The sequence below is a fragment of the Pseudomonas sp. IT-347P genome, from assembly GCF_949768005.1.
Lineage (GTDB): Bacteria > Pseudomonadota > Gammaproteobacteria > Pseudomonadales > Pseudomonadaceae > Aquipseudomonas.
In genome coordinates this window covers 153,393-169,163 of record NZ_CATKPQ010000033.1, presented here as the reverse complement: position 1 = coordinate 169,163, position 15,771 = coordinate 153,393, and the positions used below count along the sequence as shown (strand labels likewise).

10 protein-coding genes are annotated in these 15,771 nt (G+C 59.8%); 5 read left to right on the top strand and 5 right to left on the bottom strand.

The genetic code is table 11. From position 1 onward, the window contains the following. Positions 1 to 474 precede the first annotated feature (474 nt). On the top strand, positions 475 to 2,772 hold the full coding sequence (locus ACM6IV_RS13520) for an autotransporter domain-containing protein (protein ID WP_414870380.1): 2,298 nt from the start codon (positions 475 to 477) through the stop codon (positions 2,770 to 2,772). Positions 2,773 to 2,969: 197 nt separating this feature from the next. Here the strand turns inward: ACM6IV_RS13520 and oadA are convergent, their stop codons facing one another. Continuing rightward, positions 2,970 to 4,778 (bottom strand): sodium-extruding oxaloacetate decarboxylase subunit alpha, encoded by a 1,809-nt coding sequence (gene oadA / locus ACM6IV_RS13515; RefSeq protein ID WP_414870379.1) that lies wholly within the window; start codon positions 4,776 to 4,778, stop codon positions 2,970 to 2,972. 11 nt (positions 4,779 to 4,789) lie between these two features. Continuing rightward, positions 4,790 to 6,205: an acetyl-CoA carboxylase biotin carboxylase subunit gene (locus ACM6IV_RS13510; protein ID WP_414870378.1), complete on the bottom strand. Its 1,416-nt coding sequence runs from the start codon at positions 6,203 to 6,205 to the stop codon at positions 4,790 to 4,792. Positions 6,206 to 6,394: 189 nt separating this feature from the next. On the opposite strand from ACM6IV_RS13510, the gene ACM6IV_RS13505 reads away from it, so the two are divergent. Continuing rightward, positions 6,395 to 7,357, top strand: coding sequence for a LysR family transcriptional regulator (locus ACM6IV_RS13505; RefSeq protein ID WP_414870377.1), 963 nt, complete (start codon positions 6,395 to 6,397; stop codon positions 7,355 to 7,357). On the opposite strand, the gene ACM6IV_RS13500 is transcribed toward ACM6IV_RS13505, so the two are convergent. The 3 genes from ACM6IV_RS13500 to ACM6IV_RS13490 all read right to left on the bottom strand — a co-directional run bounded on the left by ACM6IV_RS13500 (position 7,299) and on the right by ACM6IV_RS13490 (position 11,605). Next, positions 7,299 to 7,502 carry a PA3496 family putative envelope integrity protein gene (locus ACM6IV_RS13500; RefSeq protein WP_414870376.1) on the bottom strand — a complete coding sequence of 68 codons (204 nt, stop codon included), beginning with the start codon at positions 7,500 to 7,502 and terminating at the stop codon, positions 7,299 to 7,301. The genes ACM6IV_RS13505 and ACM6IV_RS13500 overlap by 59 nt on opposite strands. 238 nt (positions 7,503 to 7,740) lie before the next feature. Next, positions 7,741 to 8,607, bottom strand: coding sequence for a transcriptional regulator HexR (gene hexR / locus ACM6IV_RS13495; RefSeq protein WP_007962240.1), 867 nt, complete (start codon positions 8,605 to 8,607; stop codon positions 7,741 to 7,743). A gap of 127 nt (positions 8,608 to 8,734) precedes the next feature. After that, complete coding sequence (locus ACM6IV_RS13490) at positions 8,735 to 11,605, bottom strand: putative bifunctional diguanylate cyclase/phosphodiesterase (protein ID WP_414870375.1); 2,871 nt, start codon at positions 11,603 to 11,605, stop codon at positions 8,735 to 8,737. Between the two features lie 257 nt (positions 11,606 to 11,862). On the opposite strand from ACM6IV_RS13490, the gene uvrD reads away from it, so the two are divergent. The 3 genes from uvrD to ACM6IV_RS13475 all read left to right on the top strand — a co-directional run bounded on the left by uvrD (position 11,863) and on the right by ACM6IV_RS13475 (position 15,766). Continuing rightward, positions 11,863 to 14,046, top strand: a complete 2,184-nt coding sequence (gene uvrD / locus ACM6IV_RS13485; RefSeq protein ID WP_414870374.1) for a DNA helicase II — start codon at positions 11,863 to 11,865, stop codon at positions 14,044 to 14,046. 298 nt (positions 14,047 to 14,344) lie between these two features. Next, positions 14,345 to 15,220: a Tim44 domain-containing protein gene (locus tag ACM6IV_RS13480; RefSeq protein ID WP_122604635.1), complete on the top strand. Its 876-nt coding sequence runs from the start codon at positions 14,345 to 14,347 to the stop codon at positions 15,218 to 15,220. A gap of 138 nt (positions 15,221 to 15,358) precedes the next feature. Next, positions 15,359 to 15,766: an SMI1/KNR4 family protein gene (locus ACM6IV_RS13475; protein ID WP_122596783.1), complete on the top strand. Its 408-nt coding sequence runs from the start codon at positions 15,359 to 15,361 to the stop codon at positions 15,764 to 15,766. Positions 15,767 to 15,771 lie beyond the last annotated feature (5 nt).

Below are 15,771 nucleotides of genomic sequence, written 5' to 3'. Positions count from 1 at the left end.
AGGTCTTTCTTGGGTGCTGGATGCAATATAGTGCATCTCAAGCCTGACAGAACGCGTTAATCTGCAAAAAAATGCAGATCGGAGCCAATCATCCATATTCGAATGCAAAACAATGCACCTGACAATCTGGATAACGGAATGAGCATGACGCCGCGCATTGTCGCTGACTGGAAACACACCTACGGCGATGTCAGCAGTCCACGCGGCAAGCGTTCATGACCGGCAGCCACAGTCGCAATCACGGGCTGATCGGGCGGTGGCAAATGAGTTTTTGAGATTGAACAGCTGGCGGGGTCTTGATTCGTTGTAGGAAAAGGGGCCGCTGCGGCCGAGTAAAAACCTTGGTTACGGATCCCGTGATCATTTTCTTCAAAATGAAACGATGTCGCCTGCAAGTGCGCGAGAAGCAGCCGACATCGGTTTTTGGAGTGCATCAATAGAGTTGGGTCTTCTCCCAAAGAAAGGCTCTATTCGATGCCCGCTCAACACACGTACCAAGCAAAAAAAATCGCCCTGGCGATCGCGTTAACGCTGGGATGCTCCCCCTTCGCTTACGCTGAACTCCCCCCTAAACCCTTACCCAACGCGGATAGACTGATCGGGATACTCGACACCTTTATCAGTGATCCTGACACCGTCAAACACCCTCCCACCAAATCAAAGGTCAGCGCCACCGACGGTATTTCCCTGCGGTTCGATGATCGCAACGACCTTATTACCGTGGGCAGCCGGGGCAGCTTTGCCGGACTGGTCGATGGCGGGGGTGGCGTCAATGTCCTGCAACTCGATGCTGCCAAGGGAACGCTGGGGAAAACCATCAACTTCGCTGGGCTGGAGGTCAAGCAAGGCGCCTGGCGTCGAAATGGCGACGGCGATTTCAATGTTGGCGTCCTGGTCAGGCCGAAAGCTTTACTGACCAATGAGGGGAACATTTTGGGGGATGCGGTAGCCGGAGGCATCCTGATCAACGCAGGTTCGATTGTCGGCAATGCCACCGTCCTGAGTGGCGGCGATCTCACCAATCAGGGACTGATCGGAGGAGACGTCACTGTTCAGGAAAACGGCCAATATGCGGGTTGGGGGACGCTGAATGATCTGAACGTCCACGGTCATCTTTCGGTCGATGAGGTTTACCGCGCGCCAACGCTTGCGGGAGACCTGAACCTGGCCAGGACAGCCGTGCTTTCATATGCCGTTGATGCTGACGGTGACAGCCCGACGATCGTGGTCGGCGGCACTGCACGGCTTGGCGATGCAACCCTGAAGCTGGTCACTGCCGGTGATTACCCGCGTAGCTTCCGACACACCATCCTCACCGCTGCGTCCATCGAAGGTCGCTTCGCCAACATCGAAAACAAACTGGCCTTCATGACGCCAGCGTTGCATTACGAGGAGAAAAAAGTCGGGCTGACTTATTTCCGTAACGAGGCAGACATTGAGAGCGTGGCTACGACTGACAATGGTCGTGCGATTGCCAACAGTATTGAAGAGCCACAAGCCGCCCCGGCATCCGCAGCACCAGCACCAGCACCAGCACCATTGACTGCATCAGCAGCACCATTGACTGCATCAGCAGCACCATTGACTGCATCAGCAGCTGAATTGACTGCATCAGTAGCTGAATCGATTGCAACTACGCCGCCAGCGCCCCCGGCAATGCCGGACGAAACCGTTGCTGCGCGCGCCAACGGCACTACCGGGCAGCCAGCCCCTCAACCAGAAAAACCTCTAAACGCAGCAGTCGCCGCGTTGTTGACCAGCGACAAATCCACCGCCCCCCTCGCCATCGAACAACTCGCCGCCGGCAGCAACGCCAACCTCGCCAAAGCCACCCTGAGCAGCATCACTCCGGTGAGCGCGAGCATGCTTTCGGCCATGCAGCAATTGAATAGCCGTTACGGTTCGGCCTACCGGTCCGGCAACTCGCCGCGTCAGGCCGCCGGCGCTGCCGAATCCGGGCGGGTATGGATTCAGGCACTCGGTCACGGCGGCAGGGTCGACCGCGAGTTCGACAGCACGCTCAAACACGCCACCCATGGCCTGGTCATGGGGGCCGACTGGCGGCTCAACGAGCAATGGCATGTCGGCCTGCTCGGCGGTCAATCGCAGACCAGACTCGACGCCCGCCAATATGACGGTGCTCTAGACAGCTGGCACCTCGGCGCCTACGCCGTGCGCCAGGACGGCCCCGTGTCGCTGCGCCTCGGTGCGACCTACGCCAGTCATGACGGTGACAGCAAACGCCGCTTAGCCTTCAACGGCTTCAGCGATCGCCTCAAGGGCAATTACGACGCCAACACCCAGCAAGCCTTTGCCGAACTGGCGCTCAACGTTGGCCGGCATAACGCGACGCTCGAGCCGTTCGCCAGCCTCGGCTATCAGCGCTATCAACGCGACAGCTACCGTGAAAAAGGCGGGGATGCGGCGCTGAAAGTCTTTGGGCAAACCCGTGACAACCTCAGTAGTACATTTGGCCTGCGCACAGCGAAAATCAATCGACTGGACAACGGCATGACGTTGACACCGCGATTCAGTGCCGGCTGGAAACACACCTTTGGCGAGATTGAAAACGAGACCCGCCAGCAATTGGTCAAGGGTGGCAAACGCTTTGAAATTGCCGGTGCGGCGCTGGATCGCAACAGCCTGTCCGTGGACGCCGGCCTTGACCTCGGGCTTTCCGCCAATCACACGGTCGGTGTGGGTCTCACCGCTGAAATGGCCACTGACAGCCGGACTCACGGCGTGATGGGCCAATGGCGCATGGCGTTCTGACGGCCTGAACATTTCCCCTGTAGGAGTGAGCCTGCTCGCAATGGCGGCGTATCAGGCTCACTAAATTTGACTGATCTAGCGCCATCGCGAGCAGGCTCACTCCTACAAGGAATGTGTGTAAATCAGACCGATCGCAGGCAAAAAAAGGGGAGCACATGCCCCCCCGAGGTTTAAAGCGTTGGATCGCGGCGGTTATTTCAGCCTTCGATCTCGATCAGGATTTCACCCGGATTCACCCGATCGCCCTTGGCCACATGAATCGCGGTGACCTTGCCGGCAACTGCGGCCTGGACTTCGGTTTCCATCTTCATCGCTTCGGTGATCAGCACAGCCTGGCCCGCCTTGACGGTGTCGCCCTCCTTGACCAGCACATCGACGATGTTGCCCGGCATGGTGGTGCTGACGTGGCCCGGTGCCGACGCTTGCTTACGCTTGCTGCTACCGCCGCTGACGAATTCGTTGAGCGGTTCAAACACCACTTCTTCCGGCATGCCATCGATGGACAGGTAGAAATGACGCTTGCCTTCGGCCTTGACGCCGACACCGGTAATGTCGACGCGGTAGGTCTCGCCGTGGACGTCGATGACGAACTCGGTCGGTACGCCTTCGCCGCCCGCCGAAGCAACGCTGCCAGCCTCCGGAATCGGCAGCAGCACTTCTGGCGTCAGGGTGCCAGCGGCACGCTCTTCGAGGAATTTGCGACCGATGTCCGGAAACATGGCGAAGGTCAGCACGTCTTCTTCGGATTTCGCCAGTGCACCGATGTCGGCCCGCAGCTTGGTCATTTCCGGCTTGAGCAGATCGGCCGGACGCACGTCGATGACTTCTTCGCTGCCAATGGCCTGACGACGCAGTTTCTCGTTGACCACGCCCGGTGCCTTGCCGTAGCCGCCCTGCAGGTAGAGCTTCACTTCGTTGGTGATGGTCTTGTAGCGCTCGCCGGCCAGCACGTTGAAGAACGCCTGGGTGCCGACGATCTGCGAGGTCGGAGTTACCAGCGGCGGAAAGCCGAGGTCTTCACGCACCCGCGGGATTTCCGCCAGCACTTCGGCCATGCGATTGAGAGCACCCTGCTCCTTCAATTGGTTGGCGAGGTTGGAGATCATCCCGCCCGGCACCTGGTTGACTTGCACACGGGTGTCGACGGCGGTGAATTCGCTTTCGAACTGATGGTATTTCTTGCGCACGGCGTAGAAGTACAAGCCGATCTCTTGCAGCAGTTCAAGGTTCAGCCCGGTGTCGTACTCGGTGCCTTTGAGCGCCGCGACCATCGACTCGGTGCCCGGGTGGCTGGTGCCAGAGGCGAAACTGGAGATCGCGGTGTCGATGTGATCGGCGCCATTTTCGATCGCCTTGAGCTGGCACATGGTCGCCAGACCTGCGGTGTCGTGCGAGTGGATAAACACCGGCAGCGATTGCTCGGCCTTCAACGCGCGAACCAGTTCGCCAGTGGCATACGGGGTCAGCAGACCGGCCATGTCCTTGATCGCCACCGAGTCGCAACCCATGGCTTCCATCTGCTTGGCCTGAGTGACGAACGCATCGATGGTGTGCACCGGGCTGGTGGTGTAAGCGATGGTGCCTTGCGCATGTTTGCCAGCAGCTTTCACCGCTTCGATGGCCACACGCAGGTTACGCACGTCGTTCATCGCGTCGAAGATACGGAACACGTCGATGCCATTCACCGCAGCCTTGGCGACGAACGCCTTGACCACGTCGTCGCTGTAGTGGCGGTAGCCGAGCAGATTCTGCCCGCGCAGAAGCATTTGCAGGCGCGTGTTAGGCAGCGCCGCACGCAGTTGGCGCAGGCGCTCCCACGGGTCTTCTTTCAGAAAGCGCACACAGGCGTCGAACGTCGCCCCGCCCCAGCATTCCAGCGACCAGTAGCCGACTTTGTCGAGCTTGTCGCAGATCGGCAGCATGTCTTCGGTGCGCATGCGGGTGGCGAGCAGCGATTGGTGAGCGTCGCGCAGGATGGTGTCGGTAACGAAGATCTTCTTGCTCATTGTTGTATTCCTCACAGGCCTGCGTGGGCGGCGATGGCGGCGGCGATGGCCAGGGCCAGCTCTTCGGGTTTGCGCTTGATCGAGTAGTTGGTCAGTTCCGGGTGGCTTTCAACGAAGCTGGTATTGAACTGGCCGCTTCGGAATTCCGGGTTGCGCAGGATTTCCTGGTAATAGGCAGCAGTGGTTTTCACCCCTTGCAGGCGCATGTCGTCCAGCGCACGCAGGCCACGGTCCAACGCCTCTTCCCAGGTCAGTGCCCAGACCACCAGCTTCAGGCACATCGAGTCGTAGAACGGCGGAATGGTGTAGCCGGTGTAGATCGCCGTGTCGGTGCGCACGCCCGGCCCACCGGGGGCGTAATAACGGGTGATCTTGCCGAAGCTCGGCAGGAAATTGTTTTTCGGGTCTTCGGCGTTGATGCGGAACTGCAAGGCGAAACCGCGGTGCTGGATATCTTCCTGCTTCACCGACAGCGGCAGGCCGGAGGCGATGCGGATCTGTTCGCGAACGATGTCGATCCCGGTGATTTCCTCGGTAATGGTGTGCTCCACCTGAACCCGGGTGTTCATCTCCATGAAATACACCTCGCCCTCGGCGAGCAAGAACTCCACGGTGCCGGCGTTCTCGTAACCCACCGCCTTGGCCGCACGCACCGACAGGTCGCCGATGTAGGCGCGCTGTTCCGGGGTCAGTTGCGGGCTCGGGGCGATTTCGATGAGTTTCTGATTGCGGCGCTGAATCGAACAGTCACGCTCGAACAGGTGCACGACGTTGCCGAAGCTGTCGCCGAGGATCTGCGCTTCGATGTGCTTGGGATTGACGATGCATTTTTCCAGGAACACTTCGGCCGAACCGAAGGCCTTGGTCGCTTCGGAAATCACCCGAGGGAAATTCTGTTCCAGTTCTTCGCGGCTGTTGCAGCGACGAATACCACGACCGCCACCACCGGAGGTGGCCTTGAGCATCACCGGGTAACCGATGCGGTCGCCCTCAGCCAAAGCCTCTTCGATATCGGCAACGTTGCCTTCGGTGCCCGGCGTCACCGGCACACCGGCCTTGATCATGCTGCGGCGCGCTTCGGTCTTGTCGCCCATGCGGCGAATGACTTCAGCCGACGGGCCAATGAATTTAATCCCGCGCTCGGCGCAGATGTCGGCCAGCTCGGCGTTTTCCGAGAGGAAACCGTAACCGGGGTGCAGCGCATCGCAGCCGGTTTCCACCGCCAGGTTCACCAGCTTGCGCGGGTTCAGGTAACCGGCCAGTGGCTCGGCACCGATGCTGTGCGCTTCGTCCGCACGCTTCACATGCAGCGCATGCCGGTCGGCGTCGGAAAAAATCGCAACCGAGCGAATGCCCATTTCGGCGCAGGCTCGTACGATTCGTACGGCAATCTCACCACGGTTGGCGATCAGGATCTTTGTTATCACTTGGAGGTTCCCTTGAGCCGGTGGCACCACGACCTGCTAGACCCAGGTCGACGCGTGACCAAATGTTTCAATTTAGTCGCAGGTCCACACTAGCGCTCACAAGGGATTAACAAAAATGAATAAAAATTGGGTCAGGCATAAGTAAAGACTTATAGTTAAGCGATCAGCCTGCCGTCAGAGCCTATAAAAATGCGTAAGTCCTTGATGCGTATGACATTGCGCCAATTGCAGATTTTCAACGAAGTGTGTGATTTACGCTCCTACAGCCGCGCAGCTGACGAAATGTCTCTCACACAACCGGCCGTCAGCCTACAGATTCGTCAGCTCGAAGAGCTGATCGGCCAGCCCTTATTCGATTATGTCGGCAAAAAACTCTACATGACCGAGGCCGCCGAGGCTCTTCAACGCGCCAGCCGGGACATTTTCGGACGCCTGGAAAACCTCGATATGCAGCTGTCGGACATGCAGGGCTCGCTGCAAGGCCAACTGAAGCTCGCAGTGGAGTCCAGCGCCAAATACTTCGTGCCGCACCTGTTTGCCGCGTTCAAGCGTCAGCACCCGGAAGTGAATCTGCAACTGACCGTAGTCAACCGTGGCCAAGTGATCAGGCGACTTTCGGACAACCGCGACGATCTGGTAATCATGTCGATGGTGCCGCAGGACATGGGCCTGGAATTCCTGCCGTTTCTCAACAATCCGATTGTTGCCGTGGCGCGCCCGGATCACCCGCTGGCACACATGGGCCCGCTGCGGTTGCAGGATCTGGAACCCTACACGCTGCTGATCCGCGAACCCGGTTCGGGCACACGACTGGCTTGCGAAGAGTACTTCAAAGAGAAACGCGTGCACTTCACCCAGACTCAGGAAGTCGCCTCGGCCGAAGCTCAGCGTGAATGCGTGCTGGCGGGTCTGGGCCTGGCGCTGTTGACGCGCCATGCCCTGAACCTGGAGCTGGCGACCGGCGGACTCGTCGAGCTGCCAGTCGAAGAACTGCCGCTGTTCCGTAGCTGGTGCCTGGTGCAAGCCAAAGCCAAACGCTTGTCACCGGTGGCGCACGCCTTCCTGGCGTTTATCCGCAGTGAACGGGTACAGATCAGCGCGCTGGTTGAGCGCTTCGACGGGAAACTGCGGGAGCAGCCTGCCAGTGGTTGATCTCGGGAAAATCGCCGATTTCGGCCTGAAGCTGGCGCAGTTCGAAGCGATCTTCGATAGCGCGGCGAAACTCCATGCGGCGCTGGTCTTCCTGCTGACGACGGGTTTTCGCGGCGCTGTTGCGTTCTTCGTAGGGCTGAGCCATTTCGATTCTCCCAAGGCGAGTACGGGAGTTTCACGATAGGCAGGACGGATGACGGTTTGGCTGCGCGGGGATGACAATGCGGTGAAACTTGCGAAGGGTTTGGTGTTTATGAGGACGCCTTCGCGAGCAGGCTCGCTGCCACAGCAGATCGTCTGTGAGCACAAATTCTGTGTCTTACCGAGATCAAATGTGGGAGCGAGCCTGCTCGCGGTCAAGGTCGGAACGACCTTGGATGACTTCAGTCATCCAGCGCTTTCACGGCTTTCGGCGACAAGCGCAAGCTACGCAAACTGCGCTTGACGCTCTTCAGGTGATTGACCAGGCTCGGCCCACGCGCCATCGCCACGCCCATCGCCAGCACATCGATCACCACCAGATGCGCGATACGCGAAGTCAGCGGCGTGTAAATTTCGGTGTCTTCGTGCACATCGATTGCCAGATTGACGGTCGACAGTTCGGCCAGCGGCGTCTGGCTCGGGCACAGGGTAATCAACGACGCGCCGCTCTCGCGCACCAGGTTGGCGGTGATCAGCAGATCCTTGGAACGCCCGGACTGGGAAATGCAGATCGCCACGTCGGTCGGTTTCAACGTTACCGCCGACATCGCCTGCATATGCGGGTCGGAATACGCCGCAGCGGTCAGCAGCAACCGGAAAAACTTGTGCTGCGCGTCAGCCGCCACCGCGCCCGACGCGCCGAAGCCGTAGAACTCGACCCGTTGCGCCTGCGACATCAGCGTCACTGCACGCTGCAGCTCTACCGGATCGAGCTTCTCGCGAACCTCCATCAAGGTGTGCAACGTGGTGTCGAAAATCTTCAGGCTGTAATCGGCAACCGAGTCGTCTTCATGGATCGCGAACTGGCCGAAGCTGGCGCCGGCGGCCAGGCTTTGCGCCAGTTTGAGTTTGAGATCCTGGAAACCGGAGCAACCGATGGCGCGGCAGAAGCGCACGATGGTCGGCTCGCTGATGCCAACGCTGTGGGCCAGGTCGGCCATGGAACTGTGCATCACCGCCGCCGGGTCAAGCAGCACGTGGTCGGCGACCTTGAGCTCCGACTTGCGTAACAGGTGACGTGACTGGGCGATGTGTTGCAGCAGATTCAAGGGGCTGGACTCTTCTTATGGGCAAGGATGTAGCACGCTTGTAGTTATACTACATGAATTGGCTTTTTGCCTGCTCAATGCGTAACTCCATGTCCCCGTATCAGGCGCGATGGAGCGCATGTAGCCCTTAAAGCGGTTTGTCCTGTTCGCGCAAAAGCCCAGCCAGAGCAGTGGCTTCGACCGGACGGCTGATCAGATAACCTTGCACTTCATCGCAACGCTCGGCGCGTAAAAAATCCAGTTGCTCCTGGCGTTCGACACCTTCAGCCACCACCTTCAGCGACAAGCCATGCGCCATGGCAATAATCGCCCGAGTGATCGCCGCATCCTCACTGCCCTGCCCCAGACCGCGAATGAACGCCTGATCAATCTTCACGTAATCCACCGGAATGCGCTTGAGGTAGCTCAGCGACGAATACCCGGTGCCAAAGTCATCAATGGCCAGTTTCACTCCCAGATCACGCAGTTGCTGGAACGTCGCGATGATGTGCTCGACGCTGTCGAGCAACTGGCTCTCGGTCAGTTCCAGTTCGAGATAGTGCGGCGTCAGACCGGTTTCCTCCAGCACCTGACGCACCAGGCTGACCAGTTTGCCCTGACGCAATTGATGCACCGACAGGTTCACCGAAACACGGATCGGCTCAAGCCCCTGACGCTGCCACTCACAGGCCTGCCAGCACGCCTGACGCAGGACGAATTCGCCGATCGGTCCGATCAAACCGGTTTCCTCGGCCAGCCCGATAAAATCCCCCGGCGGCACCCGGCCCATGGTCGGGTGATCCCAACGCACCAACGCCTCTGCCGCATTCAAACGCCCGTTTAGCAGGCACAGCTTCGGTTGATAGAACACTTTCAGCTGCTTGTCTTCGATAGCTTTGCGCAACTGGTTTTCCAGCTGCAAACGCTCAAGGGTGCTGGCCTGCAGGCTATCGGTGTAGAACTGGAAGTTGTTGCCGCCCAGGTGCTTGGCGTGTTGCATGGCCATGTTCGACTGGCTGACCAGTGCGGAGATTTCCCGGGCATTGTCCGGCAGCATGCTGATGCCCATCGAGGCGCTGACCACCAGCTCATGTCCTTCGACCGTCAGTGGCAGCCGCAGCTTGCTCGACAGGCGCGTGGCGACCCGGGCCAGACTCGACAGGTTGCCGTAGGCATCGAACAGCACGGCAAACTCGTCGCCAGACAGGCGGGCAATGGTGTCCGCTTCCGGCAAGGCGTTGACCAAACGCCGCGCCATTTTCTGTAGCAACTGGTCAGCAATCTCATGGCCGAGACTGTCGTTGAGCAATTTGAAACGATCCAGATTGATGTGCAGCAACGCCAGACTGCGCCGGCCCTGACGCGAACGCTGATGCGCTTCATGCAAACGCTCGCGGAACAGTGAGCGGTTGGCCAACCCGGTGAGCTCGTCGTAATGGGTCAAGTAACGCATGCGCTCTTCGGATTCACGGCGAGCCGACAGATCGGCGAAGAAGCCGACGATATGACTGACATTTCCCCGACTATCGCGCACCGCATTCAGCTGCAGCCACTGCGGATACAGCTCGCCGTTCTTACGAGTCTCCACCAGCTCGCCTTGCCAACTGCCGTGTTGCTCCAAGGCATGCCGGATCGCCACGTAATGGCGGCGAGCATCGCGGCTGCAGGGTAATTCGACGACGTTGCGCCCGAGCATGTCTTCGATGTCGTAACCGGTGACGCGGCTGAACGCTTGATTGATCGCGATCAGCGCATAGTTCGGGTCGAGAATGACGATGCCTTCGCTGGCCGCTTCGAATACGGTCGCCGCCAGGCGCTGCTGCTCTTCAAGGCTTTTGCTGGCACTGATGTCGCGGCGGGTGCCGACCATGCGGATCACTCGGCCGCTGTCGCTGCGCTCTACGGCGCGGCCACGGTCTTCGATCCAGACCCAATGGCCATCGCCGTGACGCACGCGGTATTCGATCTGATAGTCCTCGGTGCGCCCCTTCAAATGCTCGATCAACGCATATTTCAGCGTCGGCACATCGTCGGGATGCAGACGTGGCTTGAGGTCGCGCAGGATCGCCGTAACGTATTCCGGAGCAAGGCCGAACAGCTCCTGAATCTGCGTGTGGTGAACCTCGTCGGTTTGCAGGTTCCAGTCCCACAGACCCAGCTCACTGGCCTTCAACGCCAGCGCCAGCCGCGCCTCGCTTTTACTCAGGGCCTGATTGGCCACGTCCAGCTCAAGGCTGCGCTGGGCGACGCGGCCCTCAAGTTCAACTTGAGCTTCGCGCAGCTTCCCTTCAGCACAGCGGCGCTGGTCGATTTCCTGGGCCAACTCCTGATTGAGTTGTTCGCTGCGCGACTGCGCCTGTTGCAGGTGTTCGATCAAATGCTGATTCTGGAAGCGCCGCAGCAAGCCGCGATCGATCAGCCGATTGACCTGCCACGCCACCACACTCAGCGAGCCGAGCAGGATCAGGCCGAGCCAGCCCCAGCCGCGCGCCTGCTCGTCACCGCCCCAGAACAGATAACCGATCGCCGGCAATAGACAGGGCAAGGTAAACGACAGAAACGCCGGCAGGCTCACCGCATAAGCAACGCTGGCCGAGAGGGTTGCGGCGCCGATCAGGCCGAATACCCAGGCCTGCTGAATGAAGTTGTCGGCAGGCACCAGGGCAATGCCGGCGCCGGCCAGGGTCAGGCCGGTCAGGGTCGAGCCAAGCAGAAACATCCGCCGCCAGATCGGTTGCGCCTGACGATCAGGAATTGCCGAGTCGAACGCCGCCACCTGAATCACCCGCAACGCCACCAGCGACAGCAACCACACCAACCAGACGCTGACCACGAAGTAGCGCTGCGGGCTCCAGAGCAAAGCGGCGCAGACCAGACCATTGATCAACATGAACAGTGTGGGCAACAACGAGCCCTGATACAGCAGACGCGTGCGCTCGACCGCCATCTCGACGGCATAGTGCTTGCGGATAACCCGGGGTTCCACGGAGGGGCCCGACAGTTCGGAGCTGAGGGTCATGGGCAACGTTCTTGTTCTTATAAGGAGGGCGTGCGCCCGAAACGTGGACGGAGCATACACAAGCCGATCCCGTTGCCAAACTGCCCCACATCATAATTTCAGCGAAACTGTTCCACCCTTTGCCGCCGTTCAAACCCTTGAAGCGCGGCGGGCCGATGCCTGTAGCCAGTGACCGACCGGTCGTCATCGACGGGAGTTTCATCGGCTAATGCAAAGCTCGGTTTGCCCGGGCCTGCGGCGCACCCTAGAATGCCCCGATGCGCGATGATCTCTCCCTTCTGCTGAACTCCCTCAACGATGCCCAACGCCAGGCCGTAGCAGCCCCCGTTGGCCGTCAGTTGGTCCTGGCCGGTGCTGGCTCCGGTAAAACCCGAGTGCTGGTGCACCGTATCGCCTGGTTGATCCAGGTCGAAAACGCCTCGCCCCACTCCATTCTGTCGGTGACCTTCACCAACAAGGCCGCTGCCGAGATGCGTCACCGCATCGAGCAGTTGCTGGGGATCAACCCGGCCGGCATGTGGGTCGGCACCTTCCACGGCCTGGCGCACCGCTTGCTGCGGGCGCACTGGCAGGAAGCGGGCCTGAGCCAGACCTTCCAGATTCTCGACAGCGATGACCAGCAACGCCTGGTCAAGCGAGTGATCCGCGAACTGGGCCTCGACGAGCAACGCTGGCCGGCGCGTCAGGCGCAATGGTTCATCAATGGCCAGAAAGACGAAGGCCTGCGCCCGCAACACATTCAGGCCAGCGGCGATCTGTACCTGGCGACCATGCGCGGCATTTACGAAGCCTACGAGGCGGCGTGCCAGCGTGCCGGCGTCATCGATTTCTCCGAATTACTCCTGCGTGCCCTTGACCTGTGGCGCGATCACCCGGGCCTGCTGGCGCATTATCAAAAACGCTTCCGGCACATTCTGGTGGACGAGTTCCAGGACACCAACGCCGTGCAGTACGCCTGGTTGCGCCTGCTCGGCAAGGGTGGCGACAGCCTGATGGTGGTCGGCGACGACGACCAGTCGATTTACGGCTGGCGTGGCGCGAAGATCGAGAACATTCATCAGTACTCGTCCGACTTCCCGGATTCGGTGACCATTCGTCTGGAGCAGAACTATCGCTCCACCGCCGGCATCCTCAAGGCGGCCAACGCCCTGATCGCCAACAACACCGGGCGTCTGGGCAAAGAGCTATGGACCGACGGCGGTGACGGCGAAGCCATCAATCTGTACGCCGCGTTCAACGAACACGATGAAGCACGCTACGTTGTCGAAACCATCGAAAGTGCGCTGAAAACCGGCCTCGCTCGCAGCGATATCGCGATTCTGTACCGCTCCAACGCCCAATCGCGCGTTCTCGAAGAAGCTTTACTGCGCGAACGCATTCCGTATCGCATCTACGGTGGTCAACGCTTCTTCGAGCGTGCCGAAATCAAGAACGCCATGGCCTACCTGCGTTTGCTCGAAGGACGTGGCAACGATGCGGCGCTGGAGCGGGTCATCAACGTTCCAGCCCGTGGCATCGGTGAAAAAACTGTCGAGGCCATTCGCGAGCACGCCCGTCACAGCGATGTGTCGATGTGGGAAGCGATGCGCCAACTGGTCGCCAACAAAGGCCTGACCGGTCGCGCAGCCAGTGCCCTCGGTGCCTTTATCGAGCTGATCGAGAACCTCGCCGCCAAATGCGCCGAGATGCCGCTGCACCTGATGACGCAAACCGTGATCGAGCAGTCCGGCCTGATCGCTTATCACGAGGCGGAAAAAGGCGAGAAAGGCCAGGCCCGGGTGGAAAACCTTGAGGAACTGGTCAGCGCCGCACGCAACTTCGAGAACACCGAAGAAGATGAAGAACTGACGCCACTGGCGGCGTTTCTCGGTCATGCGTCGCTGGAGGCCGGCGACACCCAGGCCGACGAGCACGAAGACAGCATTCAGCTGATGACCCTGCACAGCGCCAAAGGCCTGGAATTCCCTTACGTGTTCCTCGTGGGCATGGAAGAAGGCCTGTTCCCGCACAAGATGAGCCTGGAAGAACCGGGTCGTCTCGAAGAAGAGCGGCGTCTGGCCTATGTGGGCATTACCCGGGCGATGCAGAATCTGGTGATGACCTATGCCGAAACCCGACGCCTGTACGGCAGCGAAACCTACAACAAGGTTTCGCGTTTCGTACGCGAAGTACCGAAAGGGCTGATTCAGGAAGTGCGTTTGTCGAACAGCGTCAGCCGACCGTTCGGCGGTAATCAGTCGATGAGCGGCAGCAACCTGTTCAGCGGCAGCGAAATCCCGGAAACGGGTTTCAGCCTCGGTCAGGCGGTGCGCCACTCGATCTTTGGCGAAGGGGTGATCCTCAATTTCGAAGGTTCCGGCGCCCAGGCCCGAGTACAGGTGAACTTCAGCGAAGGCAGCAAGTGGCTGATGCTCGGCTACGCCAAGCTGGAAGCCATCTAGCGACCTGTACTGAACCATGTGGGGGCGAGCCTGCTCGCGAAAGCGGTGTGTCATCAAGCATTCATTTGTCTGACACGACGCCTTCGCAAGCAGGCTCGCTCCCACAGAGTTCGCTGTTCTGAGCCAACAATCCCTCTGAACCTATCTCCTTTTCCTACAGACAAAAGTACATAGGCTGATTGCCTCGCGAAGCTGAACGCGACCTGTCAGGCAAAAGCCCGAAACACTCTCTCGCTAGCCAGTAACACTTCAGCTGTGCAACATGGCGCGCGTGTCTCCACAAACGGGAATACCCTTTATGAAACGTTTTCTTAGCATCGCCATGGCGTTGTGCATCGGCCTGACGATGAGCCTCGACGCCAACGCCAAGCGCTTTGGTGGTGGCAAAAGCGCCGGCGCTGCGCCGACGCACCAGACCAGCCAGATGGCTCCTTCTTCTCCAGGCGTCGGCGGTGCCGCTGCAACCGCTGGTGCTGCCGGTGCCGCAGGCGCTGCCGCCAAGGCCGGCGGTGCTTCGAAATGGCTCGGCCCTCTGGCCGGCATCGCCGCCGGTGGCCTGCTCGCTTCAATGTTCATGGGCGGCGGCTTCCAGGGCATGCAGATCTTCGACATCCTGATCATGGCCGTGATCGCTTTCGTGATCTTCCGCTTCATCGCCGCGCGTCGACGCAAGCAGCAAGAGCAGTTCGCTCCGGCCGGCGCGCCGATGCAGCGTGAAGTGTTCGAGCAGAAGCCAGCTGCCATGGGCTCGATCTTCGGTGGTTCGGCCGCGCCTGCTGCCGCTCGTCCGGTGATCAACGCACCCGCCTGGTTCAACGAGCAGAACTTCCTTGAAGCTGCACGCAGCCACTTCCAGTCGCTGCAACAGCACTGGGACGCCAACGAAATGGACAAGATCGCCGAGTTCGTGACCCCGCAAATGCTTGAGTTCCTCAAGCGTGAGCGTGCGGATCTGGGCGACGGCTTCCAGTCGACCTACATCGACAACCTTCAGGTGCAACTGGACGGCGTCGATGACCGTGCCGACAAGACCATCGCCACCCTGACCTTCAGCGGTGTGTCGAAAACCTCGCGCTTCGACCAGGGCGAAGTGTTCAGCGAAAGCTGGAACATGGAACGTCCGCAGGGTGAAAACCAGCCTTGGCTCGTGGCCGGTATCCGCCAGAACGGCTGATCCCTTCCGGGCGTCACCTGCCGTAATAAAAAACCCCAGCCTCGGCTGGGGTTTTCTATTTCGCGGTTGCATCTATAGCGAGCTACTGTATAAACCGGCCCATATAAACCGCGCCATTCAAGCAAGAGGATCCCGGACGTGGAAGAAATCATCGAACAACTGCGTGAAGCCAACGAACCCGTGCCGGTTCCTTTGGAGTTGCCTGACGAAGATCTGCTGGTCGAAATCGAAGAACAACTGTTCATCGACATTCCATTTGTCTTCAAAGAGTTTCTGCTGACCGTCAGCGATGTGGTTTACGGCAGCCTCGAGCCGGTGACCGTCACCGACCCGCAGTCCCACACCTATTTGCCGGAGGTTGCCGCCAACGCCTGGGATGTCGGTGTTGATCGCAGCCTGATCCCGATCTGTCAGGACGGTGACGACTACTACTGCGTTGAGGAAGATGGCACCGTGGTGCTGTGGCAGGCGGAAGAAGAGCTGATTGCCGAAGAAACCTGGGAATCGGTATGGCACTGGGCGCGGGACGTCTGGCTGGAAAGCTGATCGGC

Bases quoted from the DNA above. Each gene is read 5' to 3' on its own strand.
- ACM6IV_RS13520 (WP_414870380.1), top strand. From the start codon at position 475: ATGCCCGCTCAACACACGTACCAAGCAAAAAAAATCGCCCTGGCGATC.
- oadA (WP_414870379.1), bottom strand. From the start codon at position 4,778: ATGAGCAAGAAGATCTTCGTTACCGACACCATCCTGCGCGACGCTCAC.
- ACM6IV_RS13505 (WP_414870377.1), top strand. From the start codon at position 6,395: ATGCGTAAGTCCTTGATGCGTATGACATTGCGCCAATTGCAGATTTTC.
- ACM6IV_RS13500 (WP_414870376.1), bottom strand. From the start codon at position 7,502: ATGGCTCAGCCCTACGAAGAACGCAACAGCGCCGCGAAAACCCGTCGT.
- ACM6IV_RS13490 (WP_414870375.1), bottom strand. From the start codon at position 11,605: ATGACCCTCAGCTCCGAACTGTCGGGCCCCTCCGTGGAACCCCGGGTT.
- uvrD (WP_414870374.1), top strand. From the start codon at position 11,863: ATGCGCGATGATCTCTCCCTTCTGCTGAACTCCCTCAACGATGCCCAA.
- ACM6IV_RS13480 (WP_122604635.1), top strand. From the start codon at position 14,345: ATGAAACGTTTTCTTAGCATCGCCATGGCGTTGTGCATCGGCCTGACG.